Below are 14,424 nucleotides of genomic sequence, written 5' to 3' on the forward strand. Positions count from 1 at the left end.
CTGAGCCGGTCACTCAGTCAGCAAGGGGGCGGCCACGGCCCTGAGCCGTGTCTTCTCCTCATCCAAGACCAGCGCTGTCTCGGCGCGTTTGACCAGCAGTGCCGCGTGCAACCGGCACTGCGTGCCGAAGCGGGCGGAGTCGATTTCGGTCAAGCTGATCAAGGCCTTGATCATGCGGATGTCGATTTCCAGCAGGCCCGCGCCGTCACGAGCGATCAAGGTGAAGAAGTCGTCGAACAGGTCGTGTACCTCAACGCAGCGTACATGCACGCGCCGGCAGTGTGCGTCGATGTCATCGGTGTCGGCGGGCTGAAGAGCCCATTTAGAGAAACAGCGCACCCCGCGCCCCATCACATCGATGACCGTACCGGAGTCATTGGTGGCCGGGGACAGGGCGCGCGAGGCGATCTCTGCCAGCACCGACAGGCCGAAACGCGGGTCTTGATCGAAGGTGCGGCGCAGCCCCACGGTGATCGCGTGGCGCAGTTCAGTTTCCAGGTCGCTGCTGGCTGAGGACGTGTTGAGCAGGCGTGCCAGGGGCGCACCCAGGTGGACAAAGCTGCCAGGCAGTACCTCGAGGTAGATCTCGACGTCATGCCGCGTGGCAACCACCGCGAGCGCGCTCACATCGATGTGCTGGACATAGCCGGTGTCCACGCTGACGATCGTCATTGCCTGCGCGGGGAGGGCGACGTCGACGGGGTAAGGGGCGGCCCCCATGAACGGCCAGCGGGCACGCTGCTCAAGGGCTGCGAGGGTCGCGCTCTCGACCCGGTCGATGGTTTCACCGACTCTGCCGAGCGTGGACAAGTGGTCGATCCAGCGCAGCAGGGTGTAGATGATCAACACGATCATGACCAGGGTCACGGCGAACAACACGACTCGGCCTTGCGCGCCGTAAGCACCGGTACTCAGCGCGATGATGCCGACCAGACTGAACAGGAACGATCCAATGAACGTCGCAAGGGCGTTCTGGGTGGTGGAGTCCTCCATCACCAGGGTGGTCGCCCGGGGTGTGACGCCATTGCTGGCGGCGCTGTAGGCGGAGACCACGGTGCTCAGTGAAAAGGTGGTGACCGCCAGCATGCTCGAAGCGATGATCCCCAGGATCTTGTCGACCGAATCGGCGCCGATTTTCGCCGGTAGCGTGGGGGGTACGAAATCGCGCAAGGTGATGGCGAGCAGCGCGGTGATCACGCCGGTCAACGAGAACAACGTGGCACGGAACCACAGTCGCTTGGTCATTTGACCCAAGGCCCAGCGCCATCGAGCGATCATCGTTTTTACCTACGCAGTTGAGGAACGGCGCGCCCTGTACAGAGATTGGCGCAGTGCCTGGTTGAGTGGTGCGGGAGGCTGAAAGTTTTATTGGGGATGGGCTGTTCTTCATGCTGAAACGATGGGGTCAATCGGCACAGGCACCCAAGTGCTCCAGCAAGCTTTGCATGGCTGGCGACAATGTCAGCCACTCTCGGTAGACCACACACAATTGGCGGCGTGCCCACTCATCCTCGATAGCCAAGGTCGAGTATGAGTGGCGTCGTCGATGTCGGGCAGCGATGCACTGAGGCAAGATTGCCACTCCGATCCCCCGGTTGACCATCGTGCACAGTCCATCGAAGGTCTTCATCTGGATGCGCAGCGTCAATCGACGGCCAAGGGCCTTGGCTTGATCCTCGAGGTGATCCTGCAGGGCATTACCCGAAGCCAGGCCGACAAATATCTCATTGACCACTTCAAAAAAATGCACTGCTTTGCGCGTGGCGAGCGGGTGAGTGGCGGGCACGATGAGCACGAGGTGGTCCCGTGCAATTGGGCGAACACACAGGTCCGCAGCGTTGGATGAATCTGACACGATGCCCGCTTCGATCAACCCCGCGGTGACCCCTTGCACGATCTCTGCGCTGGTTCGCTCGCGCAAGTCCATATGCAGGTGTGGCCGGGCAGCCAGCCAATCCGCAAGTCTCGGGGGGAGGAAATGGGTCAGTGCTGCCGTGTTCGCGTACAAGGCCAGTGTGCCGTGAGCACCCGATGCAAATCCCCTGAGTTCACCTTTCAGAACGGCTTGTTGTTGCAGTATGAGCCGAGCATGGTGGGCAACCGCTTCGCCCGCCTGGGTTGCGGTGACGCCGCGTGAATGGCGCTCCAGGAGGGCAACCCCTGCATCGGCCTCCATGCTACGCAGTCGCTCACTGGCCGATGCCAAGGCAAGGTTGGCCGACAGCGCGCCTTGCGTGATGCTGCCGGCGTCGAGCACACAGAGAAAAAGACGAAGGTCGGCTAGATCGAATCGCATCAACGTCTCCTCAACCCTTCGGACTGCCCGAAGGGTAGCGGAAAAAGTCCTGATTGTGCGCACCGGGTGCGATGGCCTTCAATCGAGGGATGAACGAGACCTATTTTTTTGTGGTGATGCTGACGTTGACGTTCATCGCCGCAGGGGCAGTGAAAGGCGTCACAGGTATGGGGTTGCCCACTGTCGCGATGGGATTGCTCGGCACCGCGATGCCACCGTCCGCCGCTGCCGCACTGTTGATCATTCCGTCATTGGTGACCAATGTCTGGCAGTGCGTATCCGGACCAGGGACCTACCACTTGATACGTCGCTTATGGCCCATGCAGGCTGCCATTGTCGTGGGAACGCTGCCGGCAGCGGCATTGCTTGTCTCCGTCAATCCGGCATGGTCTGGGTTTGCCTTGGGTAGTGCGCTGCTCATCTACGCGCTTTATGCCCTGTTCTCCACAACCTTCGTTGTTTCCCAGCGTGCCGAACGCTATCTCTCGCCGGTCATAGGTCTGGTAACGGGCGCCATCACCGGCGCTACTGGTGTGTTCGTAATGCCGGCGGTTCCGTATTTGCAGTCGTTGCGATTGGAAAGGGACGAGTTGGTGCAGGCGCTTGGGTTGTCCTTTACCACCTCGACGGTGGCATTGGCTGCAGGGTTGCTGCTGCATGGCGGTATGAAATTCGAGCAGGTGGGTCTTTCGACGCTGGCTGTCATTCCTGCGATGGTGGGCATGTTCGTTGGGCACTCCATTAGAACGCGGATCAGTCCGAAGCGTTTCAAGCAGTGCTTTTTGATCTTTCTGGCAGTGCTGGGTCTGGAGTTGGCCTCGCGGCCTTTTTTGTGATGCCAACGAGGCTGGTCCTATCACGGCTGCACAGCGGTCTCCCACAGCACCGGCCAATCGGCATCGTTCAGGCCCATGCAGGCACTCATCTGCGCGGCATGACTGAGCACGAAACGTTCACCGTCATAGCGCCAGCGTGTCGTTACGCCGCAGCCACCCATGCCGTTGGCCAACTGCAGACTGGTCAACTCGCCCGTTGCCCTATCGAATTGGACGCTGCCGTCGGGAGCCAGGTCAGGCAACTGGGCGATCGTCTGGAAGGGGGCTGGACGAACCTGTTCCGGGTGCGCCAGGGGCATCAGGTACAGCCGATAATCGCAGTTGTAGGCGCTGCAGCCGGTCTGCACGATCAATAGCGCTTGTTCGTCCGTCAGCGCATAAACCTTCCCGGTGGGCTCGTCGCCTTCGATGACATCTTGCTGCCAGTCGCCGCGGCTCGCAGCCATGGCAGTGTCCAGTAGCTGCTGCGTGTGCGTGGCACTCAGGGAGGACGGAGCGGTCCAGGTCGGCAACGTGGGCGTGGGCGGGGCCGGCGGCACGTCGCTGGCCGGCGCGTCTCCCGGCCGCGCGAGCGCGGTGACCGTACCGATCCGGCCCTGCACCTCATCCATCAACAACAGCGCAGCGGTCATGCCGATCAGCGAGGCGCTCGAGGGACCATCCGAGGTGCTGAAGGCCAACTGCCTGGCGTTGCGCAGTGCGTGGATGAAGGTCAGGGCATCCGCACCGCTCGCACTGCGCAGTTCAGGTACCTCGGTCACGTCGAAGTCCGCGCGCTTGCGTTCGACCAGCGGCATGCGCAGCGATTCGTAGTCGATCAGCGGATCGCCATGCAGGTCGTTGTAGCTGAAGACGCTGATGTGCAACGCGTCTTCAGGCCCGGCCTTGCGCACGATGCGCAGTGGAAAATACAACTCACCGAGCTCGGCGCTGGCAGGCCGGGTGGACACGGCGGTGCAGGTGCGCACGTTGTCGCAGGTGACGTTCCAGTCCTTGATGTCTCGGGACAGCGGCGGCGAGTCGGCAGCATGGCCGGTAGAGGCGATCAGGCAGGTCAGCAGGGCGAGAAGACGGCGCATGGTCGGGGCGTGCGAATGGAGTGGGGAGCAGGGATTAACGCATGAACCGGTGTGGCAAGCAGCCTGGGTGAGCGATTGGCACAAGAATGAGGGGAGGGGTCACAGTCAAAATAGTCGCAGCCCGTGGACCGGATGGGTCTCGGTGTTTTCACGCCTCCGGCTCTCCAGGCTATGGGCTAGCCCCGGAGGCTGTGATAATGGTGGCAATCACGAGGACTCTGCGATGCTGACCATTTCGAATACCGTGCATCTGCCCGATGCCGACATCGAACTCACTTATATTCGTGCACAAGGCGCCGGTGGGCAGAACGTCAACAAGGTGTCCAGCGCCGTGCACCTGCGTTTCGACATCCGCGCCTCGTCCTTGCCCGAATTCTACAAAGAGCGCCTGCTGGCACTGCGTGACAGTCGCATCACCGGCGATGGCGTGTTGATCATCAAGGCCCAGCAGTACCGAACCCAAGAGCAGAACCGTGCCGATGCATTGACGCGTCTTGCCGATTTGATCGTGTCTGCGGGCAAGACCGAGAAGAAACGCCGCCCCACCAAGCCGACGCTGGGTTCCAAGACCCGTCGCCTGGATGGCAAGGCCAGGCGTAGTACGGTCAAGGCGGGTCGGGGCAAAGTGGATTTCTAACCCTGCGCACGGCAGATCGAGTTTCAGTGCGCGCTCGGGATCGCTCGGGACGCGATACAGGCAACGCCCGAGCAAGCCCTGACGCCAGCCTCATCAAGCGATGGCATCCAGCATCCGATACCAGGCTATACCCGCGCCCAGGTACAAACGCTGGAGGCTGTGGAAGGGGATCGGATCCACGCGGGTAATGGGAAACGGTAAAGCCTGGGTCGTGCCGAGAATGCGTTGCGACAGGTGCTTGGCCAGCGTGGTGGACATGGCGATCCCCCGGCCGTTGTAACCCAGCAGAATGCTCAAACCCGGCTCGGGTTCATGCACGTGCGGGAGGAAGTCCCGGGTCAGGCCCACCCTTCCACTCCAGTGATGCTCGAACCCAACGCCCTGGAGCTGAGGGAATATCGAGGTCACCGCACGCTTGAGCGGGTTGAAATCGTTGTGGGATTTCGGTTCTGAGAAAGGCCCGCGCCCGCCAAGCAGGAAACGTCCTGCCGCATCCTTCTTGTAGTACAGCAGGAGCCTGCGTGAATCCGAGCAGACCTCGCCTTGCGGCAGAATCTGCTGGGCGATGTCCTCGGGCAGCGGCGGGGTAGACACGATGAAGCTGTTGGCCGCGATCACGGTTTGCTTGAGACCCGGCCATAGATCGTCGGAGTAGCCATCCGTCGCAAGCACGACGCGCTGCGCAGTGACGCGGTTGCCCTGGGCCGTGGTCAGCGTCCAGCGCTCGCCTTCGCGCTTGAGCCCGACCACGCGGGTCTGGCCATGGATCTGCGCACCATGCTGGAGGGCGGCGCGGGTCAGGCCTCTGATGAAATTCAACGGATGAACGCTACCAGCCCGAGGATCGACCCACGCGCCCAGGTAGGCTTGGCTACCAATCCTCTTCGCAGTGGCCGTTGCATCGAGGATCTCCACCGGCACGCCGCGTCGCTGCCACTGCCGCGCGCGGTTTTCGATCGCACGCATGGCCGTAGGGGTGAACGCGGGTTGTATCCAGCCGTTGCGCACGGCATCGCACTCGATACCGTAGTGATCGATCAAGCGAAACACCTCATCTGCCGCATGCCCGGCCACCTCGATGATGGCTTCGGCACGCGCACCGAACATCTTGGCCAGGTCGTCGGGATCGTATTTGAGGCCGGGAATCACTTGGCCACCGTTACGTCCGGACGCCCCCCATCCAGGCTCCCCCGCATCGAGCACGCACACCGTTGTGCCCGCCGCAGCCAGGTGCAGCGCGGTGGTGATACCGGTATAGCCGGCACCCACGATCGCGACATCCACGCGGGTGTCGCTGGCGAGCGCAGGAGTGGCCGGTGCAGGCGCGCCTGTGGCGGCCCACAGGGACTTCGGCATTGCAAGACTGTTCGCGCTCATCCCGTCGACTCCCCGGTGTTCAGAATCCGGCGCAGGAACTCCTGGGTGCGCGGGTGGGAGGGCCTGCCGAACACGTCCTGGGGCGCACCGGATTCCACGATGTTGCCGCCGTACAGGAAGCACACTTTGTCGGACACCTCTTTGGCGAACGCCATCTCATGGGTTACGACCACCATGGTCATACCCTCCTTGGCCAGTGCCCGCATGACGCTCAACACTTCACCCACCAGTTCCGGATCGAGGGCGGAGGTCGGTTCATCGAACAAAATGGCTTGGGGTCGCATGGCCAGTGCTCGTGCGATCGCCACGCGCTGTTGCTGGCCCCCCGAAAGCTGATCCGGATACGCATCGACACGGTGTGACAGGCCCACTTTCTCAAGGAGCGCCAAGGCATGCTCGCGCGCTGCACTGACGCTTTCCTTCTTCACGTACACCGGGCCTTCCATGACATTTTCCAGCGCCGTGCGGTGCGGGAACAGGTTGAAGCGCTGGAACACCATGCCCACTTCGGTGCGGATGGTGTGGATGGCCTTGCCGTGCCTGTCCACGCGCGCTCCGGAAACGAAGATATCGCCACCTTCATAGGTTTCCAGGCCGTTGATGCAGCGCAGCAACGTGGACTTTCCGGAGCCCGAAGGCCCGATTAGGCAGACGACTTCGCCGTTGTCGACCTCCAGATCGATGCCTTCCAGCACGCGAGTCGAGCCGTAGCTCTTGTGCAGCGACTTGATGCTGATCATGCGTTCTTCCTCGTTCCCAAGCGGGCTTCCAGGCGGCGCAGTCCGTAGGACAGCGGCAAGCTGAAGGCCAGGTAGAGCACGGCCACCAAGGTGTAAACCGTCATGTTTTCGAAGGTCGAGGAGGCGATCAGCTGACCCGCACGGGTCATTTCCGCGACCGTGATGGTTGACACCAGCGAGGAGTCCTTGAGCATCATCACCAGCGTATTGCCGTAGGGGGGCAGGGCGATCCTGAACGCCTGCGGGAGCACCACTCGGCGCATGATCATCGCGCCGCGCATGCCGATCGATTCGGCTGCTTCGATCTGCCCTTGCTGAACGGCCTGGATGCCCGCCCGGAAGTTTTCAGCCTGGTAGGCCGAGTAGGCAATACCGAGGCCCAGGACACCGGCCTGGAAGGCGCTGAGTTGCACGCCAAAATCGGGCAGTACGAAGTAGATGTAGAACAGCTGCACGATGATGGGCAGCCCGCGGATGATATTGACGACTGTGTAGCCCGTCCGAGAGATCGCCTTGCTTTGAGACACCATCATCAAGGCGAAGACAAGCCCGATCACCGAACTGAGCACGAAGGAAAGCACCGTGACCTTGAGCGTGACGACCGCCCCTTCCAGGAGAATGGGGAGGAAGTCCAGAACGTTCTGCAGAAGCATGGGAATACCTGCCGTTTCTAGAGGCGCCCGGGGAGGGTCATCGCGTCAGTTGATGTGCCATTTGGCGATGATCGAATCCAGCGTGCCATCTGCCTTGATGGCATCGATACCGCGATTGACCTGCTCCAGCAGTTGCTCATCGCCTTTGCGCACGATCAAGCACACCTCGCCTTTGAGGCTCGGCTGATAACTGTCGACCAGGCGAACGTTCTTCAGCACGCCTTGGGAGGCCTGATACGTGAGAATGGGTTTGTCGGCGAAGGCCGCCTTGATGCGTCCGAGTGCCAGGTCACGCAACAGGTCGGAAATCGAGTCGTAACCCCGGACTTCCTTGTAGAGGCCGCGACGCTTGAGTTCGTCGATGAACACCGTGCCGACTTGAGCCCCAACCACTTCGTCCTTGAAATCATCCATGCTGGTGTAGCGCGTCGTGTCATCAGCGCGTACGACCAATGCTTCACCGTATTCATAGACGGGCTTGGAGTACTGGACGACCTTTTCCCGTTCTGGGGTCTTGAGCATCGCCGCGGAAATGATGTCGATCTTCTTGGCTGTCAGGGAGGGGATCAGTGCCGAGAAGTTGGTTTGCAAGACACTGACGTCGAAACCACCGGCCTTGGCGACGGCCTGTGCCGAGTCGATCATCATGCCTTGGATCGTGTTGGTCTTCACATCGAGGAACGTGAACGGGACGCCTGTTGCTGTTGCACCCACTTTATACGCGTCGGCGCTGTGGGCATTGCTTGCAAGAACAGTGGCCGCGACGGCCATGGCGCAACTGAAAGCACGAAGGGATGAACGCATGGACTGCACTCCTGACTGAATGATTTTTATCGTTATTGGTGGAAAGGGGCCTCGGGATCAGGGCAGGGGCCTTGGTCGCACTATAAGCGATTTACAAAAATCGTAAAGAGATTTATAAGTATCGAATATCGATATTCAAAGGGTGAAAAATCATGAGTGAAGACGAAAATATTCTTTTCAATCACTCGCTTGGAAAAGGGCTCGCTGTGCTGAAGGCGTTCAACGCCCGGCGCCGGACGATGAATCTGAGTGAGGTTGCCCAGGCGGCCGGTATCAACAAGAGTTCGGCCCAGCGCATGATCCACACCCTCGAAGCGCTCGGTTACGTGAGAAAGAACGCCGTCACCAAGCGATTCCAGCTCACTGCCGAGATCATGGAGATCGGCTACAACTACCTCGCCTCCAACACCCTGGTGGATGTCGCCAATCCCTTCCTCGCAGAGTTGGCCCAGGTCACCGGTGAAACCACCAACCTCACGGAGCCGGTCGGGCAGGACATGATCTACGTGGCGCGCTTCGTGGGCCCGAAGTTCATTCCTATCCATCTGCCGCTGGGCAGCCGCATCCCGATGTACTGCACGGCCTCGGGCAGGGCTTACCTGAGTGCGCTCGACCAGGCGCAGATGCTCGAGCGCCTCGAGGGCTGCGAGCTTGTCCAGCACACCCACCAGACCTTGACCACCCTTGAGCAGATCTTCGAGCGGATCGAGCAAGCCCGCAGAAATGGTTTCGCCACCAACTGTGAGGAGCTGTTCCTCGGAGACATGGCGCTGGCGGCGCCAGTGCGCAACAGCGACGGTATTCCGGTGGCAGCCGTGCACGTGGTAGCGCCCACCAGCCGCTGGACGGTGGAGGACGCCGAGCGGCGCCTGGCACCGGCCGTGCTGGAGTGTGCGCGCGCGATCACCACGTCGATTCGAGCGTTGCAGCTTTGAGCAGGCATCGAAATTTTCGATTTGTGTTCGCTGCCGATGATTTTCGACGGCGATACCGGGGGCAAGGCCGAGCATTGAGGTCCTCGAGTTCGCCCGACTGTTCCGCCGCCAGTGCCCGCGAATACCGCTGATTTGTGTGCCCACCAGCTACGCGCACTTGAGCTTCGACCAACTGGAGGAGGCTGGCCTCAACGCGGTGATCTACGCCAACCACATGCTGCGCAGTGCCAACATGGCCATGCGTGATGTGGCGGCAGGGATTCTCGAACATGGGCGGACGCTGGAAGTGGAACCGCGGTGCCTGGGGATCGATGAGATTCTTGATTGGGTGCCGGGGACGCGTTAGGTCGTGTGGGCGTAGTGATGTTGCAGGAAGTGGGGAAGGGCGACGCCCCCTATACGAGGGCGTCGCAGCCTGCAAAGACGCCCGTTACTCGCGGAACAGCCGCTCGTGAATCCAGCCATTGTTCGTCAATACGAAGGCGCGCTTTTCGCGGATGGGTTTTTCCTGGCTGGCAACCATGCGTTTGACGTCGCTATTGACGTCCATCAACGCCGGGGTGGAGGCCCACTTGCGCAGATCGTCGACCTTGTAGGTGTGGGTCACCTCAGAAATCCTGTGGCCCATCATGTCCCCAGGCTCGCTGAACTGCTCAATCTTGTCGACCTTTGCGCGGCCGATGCACAGGCCCGGGATGACGGTGCCATCAGGCTTCGTACGCGCGTCATCTTTGAGGTACTTGCGGCCTTCGTCAGTGAGTTCGTACCGATATTTGATTTCGGTACGGGCTTTCTGAAAGATGTTTTCGGGATAGTCTTTGCGAGACGTCTCCACGGCTGTCAGCACGCCGACCTCGGCCAAGGCATTCAAGGTCTTGTTAGTGCCGTAGACGTCGAACTCTTGGGTGTTCATCGGGAACGTCGATGTGACCAGGCACTCTGGATAGGCCTTGTCGAGCCAGGCCTGCGCGGCTTTTTCGAAGTTTTCTTCGGAGGCTTTCTTGGGGTCCGAGCAGCCGACGAGTGCAGTGGTAACGATGGCTAAAGGGAGCAGCATGGTGCGCATTGCGGAGCGTCCTTGTCAGTTAGGATGGACCGGCATCCTGCCAGTGACTGGAATACCGGATGCGGGGTTGGAGAGATTTGCGTTGTGATGGTTCCGTGGGGACGGGAAAGATCTGATTCTAGGCACAGTTGAGCGGGAACTTGTTTACTTCGTGCCGCCGCGCTTGGTTGACGCTGGTAGATAACTAAACTAAATGAATATTTAGTGTAGTTATTCAATTTTTCTCATTTTATAGGGGTAGGGTAGCTCAGGACTTATGGAGAGTTTTGATGCAGCAGCCCCTTACGCCTTGGATGATCGAAAGCACTTACTGCTATTTATTGGGAGGCCGCCAAATATTTACTAACCGGGCACGACATGAGGGCTGTCGCCTAGGAAAATGCCGCAATCGGAGAGTGTCAGATTTTTTGTGTGCGGGCCGATAACGGCCTGCCGTCAGGCTGGCCATGCTTTTACCAGGTCGGCCTGATAAATCGATCTCCGTACAGCATCGCGAATTGATTCATCGCATTTTTCCAGTCATGGGCCGCTGAGCCCCAGTTTGCCGTGATGTTCCGCAGCCCCAGCCAGATCAGCTTGGTGGCGGCCTCATCCGTTGGGAAGTGACCACGCGTTTTGATGATCTTGCGTAGCTGGGCGTTGATGCTTTCGATCGCATTGGTCGTATAGATCACTTTTCGAATGCCTGACGGGAAGACAAAGAATGGAATCACTCGATCCCAGGCTCTTCTCCATGCCGCAACTATCGTTGGGTACTGTTTGCCCCAAGGGCCGTTTTCAAACGCATCCAGTGCGTTGGCCAACTGTTCGCCCAAGGTGCTTTTGCCTGCCGCGCTGGTGCCCACGACGAGGATGCGCGAGTGTTGATGCAAAGAAGGATTCATGGTGTGTCTGTTCAGTGAGGTCAGTAAAAGAGCGTCAGCCGCGGCCGGCGGCGACGATCAGCATCATCGGTCGGTGGACTTCATCGACCAGGGCCGGATGCGCGGTCAGGTCTTGTGGTGAGGGGCCCCACTCGTTGAGGTGGTCAAGACGAAAGCCGCTGGCGATCAGCAGGTTGACCAGTGTTCCAAGGGTGCGGTGCTGTTTGATCACGCCATCGGCGAGCCAGTTCGTCTCGCGTGGACCTTCCACCTGATAGTGATCCACCGGCCAGTGCCTACGGCCTTCGCCGTCGACGATCCAGTCCGGGTGCAGCGACGCCATGTAGATCGGGTGCTCGAGGGTGAACACCAGTTTGCCGCCCGGTCGCAGCGCGTCGTGAATGCGCTGCAACAAACCGCTGAGGTCGCTCACGTAATGCAGCGCTAACGAGCTGTAGGCAAGCGTGAACGCTGCCTTGGGCAATGCCACGTTCTCCAGGTCGCCACGTCGATAGTCGATGCGCGCGTCGGCATTGATCGAGGCCGCGCGGGCAAGCATCTTTTCCGAGACGTCCAGCGCCAGTACGCGTTCGGCGCCTTGCTCGATGGCCCAGCGGCTGAACCAGCCGTAGCCACAGCCCAGGTCCAGCACCGTTTGCCCTGAGAAGTCGGGCAGCAGCGCACGCACGCTTGGCCACTGCGGCGCACCCGCCAGGCCTTCGCGGGAGCGGGGTAACTGGCTGTAGCCGTCGAAGAAAGCCTGGGTGTCGTAAATGTTCTGGGTCATGGTGAATTCCTTGTAAGGCCGGGGCCTGAACGACAAACAGGGCCAACTGCCGAAAGCAGAGGCCCTGTCGTCAAACGTGCAGATCCTCAGTAGCGCATTTCCACCGCCACGTAAGCGCCGATGCCGTCACCCGGATACAACGACGCGGTGTCCTGACCGTTGGCGTTGTAGATCGGTTGCACAGCGGTCACGTACTTCTTGTTCGCCAGGTTTTTCAAGTCCAGCGAGACTTTCCAGTTTTTATTCGGCGTTTCGTAGCCCACGTTTGCACCGAATATGGTGTAGGACGGGGCGTAGAAGGTGTTGGCGTAGTCAACGGCCGTGCGTGAGGCCGATTGTACGTTCACGCCGGTGTAAAAGCCCGCCGGGTGCTGATACTGCAGCTCGCCCTGATAGATGTGTTTGGGAATGCCCGGCAACTGGTTGTCACCGAAAGTCGGGTCATGCCGGTAGTAGAAGTCGTTGTAGGTGTAAACCTGACGCCAGTTGATCTGCTCGCCGGACGCGTTCTCCCACAAGCGAGTGTTCAATCCGGCTTCGATGCCCTGGTGGATGGTCGGGGTCGCGTTGAATGCACCCGTCACTGCGGCGGTGGTCGCGGTCGGGGCAACGATCTGCACGTTGAGCAGTTCATCACGCACCCACGAGCGATACAGCGCCAGGCTGCCATCGAAAATGCCTGAAGCGCCTTTCACGCCGATCTCGACGGTGTTGGCTTTTTGTTCCACCAACGGACGCACATACGGCGTGGTCGGGCCCGAGCCTGAGTATTCCCACGACGCTGGCGGGTCGATGGAGCGGCTGACGTTGGCAAAGACCTGCAACTGCGGGGTGAACTCGTAGCGCACCCCGATTCGCGGCGCCAGGCTCCAATTGTCGTAAGTCACGTCGGTCGGGTAGGTGGTGGTGTTGGCTTGCAGCGCTTGTTTGACGTCGGCGTGACGGCGCACGTTGATCGCTGACAGGCCGCTGGTCAGCCACAGGTTGTCGACCAGTTCCAGGTCGTTTCCAAAGGAAAACACGTGGTCGAACGATGAGCCGTAATCGACGAACTTGCGCGTCTGCTTGTTGGCGAACGTGGAGTTGACTTCACCCTTGAGGTGTTCGGTGGAGGTGAATGCCAGGTTGGTCCGGCTTTCATGGCCAAACAGCTTGTCGGTGCGGTCGTAACCCAGAACGAACGACAGGTCATGCCAGTCCCAGTAGCTGGGGTTGGCCGGGCTGTTCGGGCTGTTGTTGTGGGCGTACTCGTAGTAGGAGGCGCCGAAGGTCAGCTTCGAGTCGTCGTCGAAGGTGTAGGTGGTCTTGCTGCCCACCCACACGCTGCCGGGACGACGGCTGCCCGCGCCGCTGGTGGCCGCCGTGGCGCTGGCATCCCGGGTGTGGTGTTTGACTGCGTCCAGCGTCGTAGCGCTCGGGTCGTTGTGGTACTCGTCGCGGTAGCGCAGCAGCAACTGGGTTTCCAGTTTGGGGCTGAACTTGTAGCCGAAGTTGGCCACGATGCCCTGGCTCTTCGACAGGCTGTAGTCCCGGTAACCGTCGTTGCGGTAGTTGTCGGCGTTGAGGTAGTAGTCGAAATTGCCTTCGACCCCACCAATGCTCACGCTTTGTTTCTGGTAGCCGTAGCTGCCCGCTTCGGCACGCAGGCGCAGGCCGGGGGCGGTGTAACCGGTCTGGTTGACGAAGTTGATCGCACCGCCCAAGGTCAGGGCGCCGTACTGAAACGCGTTGGCGCCGCGCAGGATTTCGGTGTAATTGACCCCGGAGGCGTTGAGAAACTCGTAGGGGGTGCCCCCCGGCCCGGTGATCGGCAAGCCGTCGAAGAGGAATTTGATCCCCTCGCGGAAATACCCTGGCGAGGTGTTGGCTCCCGAGCCGCGAATGGAAATCTTCGCCGCGTCGTTGCCGCCGGTGGACTGCACGAACACCCCCGGCTGGTAGGCCAGAGTGTCTTGCAGGGTAGCGGTTCGCCCCTTGGCGACCTGTTCGCTGTCCACCACGCTGGTGCCGCCGGGCACTTCGGCGAGTTGGCTTTTCGCCGCTTCCACCTCGGTGATCTTCTGCGCCTGTACGGTCACGGTGTTGAGCCTGGGCGTGGTGGTCTGCTGGGCATCACTGGCAGGCTGCGCAGTGTCGTCGGCGTACACACCGGGTGATAGCAGCAACGCCGATCCCAGTGTCAGCCAACTGGCCCTGTGAATGGCCAGAGATAATGTCTGTAACTCTCTCCGGAAAGCTGAATGCATCTAAGGTGTTCCTTATGAATAGATAAAAGAGTTTCAGCTTTCTATTCGTATAGTCATGCCTGTGAGGGGTTCAGCAGTTTCTGTGCCAAGGTTTATGCCGTGAGA

At 60.4% G+C, this 14,424-nt stretch carries 14 protein-coding genes and 1 pseudogene; 4 read left to right on the top strand and 11 right to left on the bottom strand.

The annotated features are described in order from the left end of the window. Positions 1-9 precede the first annotated feature (9 nt). Both Q6A47_RS09760 and Q6A47_RS09765 read right to left on the bottom strand, forming a co-directional pair. Entirely contained in the window at positions 10-1,278 is a 1,269-nt protein-coding gene (locus tag Q6A47_RS09760) for a DUF2254 domain-containing protein (RefSeq protein WP_304484181.1), read from the bottom strand. A 127-nt stretch (positions 1,279-1,405) separates the two neighbouring features. Further along, positions 1,406-2,296 carry a LysR family transcriptional regulator gene (locus Q6A47_RS09765; RefSeq protein WP_304484182.1) on the bottom strand — a complete coding sequence of 297 codons (891 nt, stop codon included), beginning with the start codon at positions 2,294-2,296 and terminating at the stop codon, positions 1,406-1,408. Between the two features lie 89 nt (positions 2,297-2,385). Between Q6A47_RS09765 and Q6A47_RS09770 the strand changes: the two genes are divergently transcribed. After that, positions 2,386-3,132: a sulfite exporter TauE/SafE family protein gene (locus Q6A47_RS09770; RefSeq protein ID WP_304484183.1), complete on the top strand. Its 747-nt coding sequence runs from the start codon at positions 2,386-2,388 to the stop codon at positions 3,130-3,132. A gap of 20 nt (positions 3,133-3,152) precedes the next feature. Here Q6A47_RS09770 and Q6A47_RS09775 read toward each other — a convergent pair whose 3' ends face one another. Continuing rightward, entirely contained in the window at positions 3,153-4,211 is a 1,059-nt protein-coding gene (locus tag Q6A47_RS09775) for a DUF1176 domain-containing protein (RefSeq protein ID WP_304484184.1), read from the bottom strand. Positions 4,212-4,434: 223 nt separating this feature from the next. Between Q6A47_RS09775 and arfB the strand changes: the two genes are divergently transcribed. Next, entirely contained in the window at positions 4,435-4,848 is a 414-nt protein-coding gene (gene arfB, locus Q6A47_RS09780; RefSeq protein WP_304484185.1) for an alternative ribosome rescue aminoacyl-tRNA hydrolase ArfB, read from the top strand. Positions 4,849-4,941: 93 nt separating this feature from the next. On the opposite strand, the gene Q6A47_RS09785 is transcribed toward arfB, so the two are convergent. Genes Q6A47_RS09785 through Q6A47_RS09800 form a run of 4 tightly spaced genes read right to left on the bottom strand, consistent with a single transcriptional unit; the run spans position 4,942 to position 8,422 of the window. Further along, positions 4,942-6,225 carry an NAD(P)/FAD-dependent oxidoreductase gene (locus Q6A47_RS09785; protein WP_304484186.1) on the bottom strand — a complete coding sequence of 428 codons (1,284 nt, stop codon included), beginning with the start codon at positions 6,223-6,225 and terminating at the stop codon, positions 4,942-4,944. Next, on the bottom strand, positions 6,222-6,965 hold the full coding sequence (locus Q6A47_RS09790; protein ID WP_039577929.1) for an amino acid ABC transporter ATP-binding protein: 744 nt from the start codon (positions 6,963-6,965) through the stop codon (positions 6,222-6,224). Before Q6A47_RS09790 ends, Q6A47_RS09785 begins: the two co-directional genes overlap by 4 nt. Continuing rightward, positions 6,962-7,618 carry an ectoine/hydroxyectoine ABC transporter permease subunit EhuD gene (gene ehuD, locus Q6A47_RS09795; RefSeq protein ID WP_029614807.1) on the bottom strand — a complete coding sequence of 219 codons (657 nt, stop codon included), beginning with the start codon at positions 7,616-7,618 and terminating at the stop codon, positions 6,962-6,964. Before ehuD ends, Q6A47_RS09790 begins: the two co-directional genes overlap by 4 nt. A 45-nt stretch (positions 7,619-7,663) precedes the next feature. After that, on the bottom strand, positions 7,664-8,422 hold the full coding sequence (locus Q6A47_RS09800) for an ABC transporter substrate-binding protein (RefSeq protein ID WP_029614806.1): 759 nt from the start codon (positions 8,420-8,422) through the stop codon (positions 7,664-7,666). A gap of 152 nt (positions 8,423-8,574) precedes the next feature. On the opposite strand from Q6A47_RS09800, the gene Q6A47_RS09805 reads away from it, so the two are divergent. Further along, a complete protein-coding gene (locus tag Q6A47_RS09805) occupies positions 8,575-9,357 on the top strand; it encodes an IclR family transcriptional regulator (RefSeq protein WP_039577928.1) in 783 nt (260 codons plus the stop codon). Between the two features lie 136 nt (positions 9,358-9,493). Then, complete coding sequence (locus Q6A47_RS09810) at positions 9,494-9,703, top strand: beta/alpha barrel domain-containing protein (protein ID WP_029614805.1); 210 nt, start codon at positions 9,494-9,496, stop codon at positions 9,701-9,703. A gap of 84 nt (positions 9,704-9,787) precedes the next feature. Here Q6A47_RS09810 and Q6A47_RS09815 read toward each other — a convergent pair whose 3' ends face one another. The 4 genes and pseudogenes from Q6A47_RS09815 to Q6A47_RS09830 all read right to left on the bottom strand — a co-directional run bounded on the left by Q6A47_RS09815 (position 9,788) and on the right by Q6A47_RS09830 (position 14,319). Then, positions 9,788-10,423, bottom strand: coding sequence for an SEN1982 family lipoprotein (locus Q6A47_RS09815; protein ID WP_304484187.1), 636 nt, complete (start codon positions 10,421-10,423; stop codon positions 9,788-9,790). 452 nt (positions 10,424-10,875) lie between these two features. Continuing rightward, positions 10,876-11,217, bottom strand: a pseudogene (locus Q6A47_RS09820) (transposase); the annotation flags it as partial. A 124-nt stretch (positions 11,218-11,341) separates the two neighbouring features. After that, a complete protein-coding gene (locus Q6A47_RS09825; RefSeq protein ID WP_304484188.1) occupies positions 11,342-12,073 on the bottom strand; it encodes a class I SAM-dependent methyltransferase in 732 nt (243 codons plus the stop codon). Positions 12,074-12,159: 86 nt separating this feature from the next. Further along, a complete protein-coding gene (locus Q6A47_RS09830) occupies positions 12,160-14,319 on the bottom strand; it encodes a TonB-dependent receptor family protein (RefSeq protein WP_369811452.1) in 2,160 nt (719 codons plus the stop codon). Positions 14,320-14,424: the final 105 nt, after the last annotated feature.

This window comes from Pseudomonas boreofloridensis (assembly GCF_030580795.1).
Taxonomy (GTDB): domain Bacteria; phylum Pseudomonadota; class Gammaproteobacteria; order Pseudomonadales; family Pseudomonadaceae; genus Aquipseudomonas; species Aquipseudomonas boreofloridensis.

Bases quoted from the DNA above. Each gene is read 5' to 3' on its own strand.
- Q6A47_RS09825 (WP_304484188.1), bottom strand. From the start codon at position 12,073: ATGACCCAGAACATTTACGACACCCAGGCTTTCTTCGACGGCTACAGC.
- Q6A47_RS09815 (WP_304484187.1), bottom strand. From the start codon at position 10,423: ATGCGCACCATGCTGCTCCCTTTAGCCATCGTTACCACTGCACTCGTC.
- Q6A47_RS09775 (WP_304484184.1), bottom strand. From the start codon at position 4,211: ATGCGCCGTCTTCTCGCCCTGCTGACCTGCCTGATCGCCTCTACCGGC.
- Q6A47_RS09800 (WP_029614806.1), bottom strand. From the start codon at position 8,422: ATGCGTTCATCCCTTCGTGCTTTCAGTTGCGCCATGGCCGTCGCGGCC.
- Q6A47_RS09785 (WP_304484186.1), bottom strand. From the start codon at position 6,225: ATGAGCGCGAACAGTCTTGCAATGCCGAAGTCCCTGTGGGCCGCCACA.
- Q6A47_RS09790 (WP_039577929.1), bottom strand. From the start codon at position 6,965: ATGATCAGCATCAAGTCGCTGCACAAGAGCTACGGCTCGACTCGCGTG.
- arfB (WP_304484185.1), top strand. From the start codon at position 4,435: ATGCTGACCATTTCGAATACCGTGCATCTGCCCGATGCCGACATCGAA.
- Q6A47_RS09805 (WP_039577928.1), top strand. From the start codon at position 8,575: ATGAGTGAAGACGAAAATATTCTTTTCAATCACTCGCTTGGAAAAGGG.
- Q6A47_RS09765 (WP_304484182.1), bottom strand. From the start codon at position 2,296: ATGCGATTCGATCTAGCCGACCTTCGTCTTTTTCTCTGTGTGCTCGAC.
- Q6A47_RS09770 (WP_304484183.1), top strand. From the start codon at position 2,386: ATGAACGAGACCTATTTTTTTGTGGTGATGCTGACGTTGACGTTCATC.
- ehuD (WP_029614807.1), bottom strand. From the start codon at position 7,618: ATGCTTCTGCAGAACGTTCTGGACTTCCTCCCCATTCTCCTGGAAGGG.
- Q6A47_RS09760 (WP_304484181.1), bottom strand. From the start codon at position 1,278: ATGATCGCTCGATGGCGCTGGGCCTTGGGTCAAATGACCAAGCGACTG.
- Q6A47_RS09830 (WP_369811452.1), bottom strand. From the start codon at position 14,319: ATGCATTCAGCTTTCCGGAGAGAGTTACAGACATTATCTCTGGCCATT.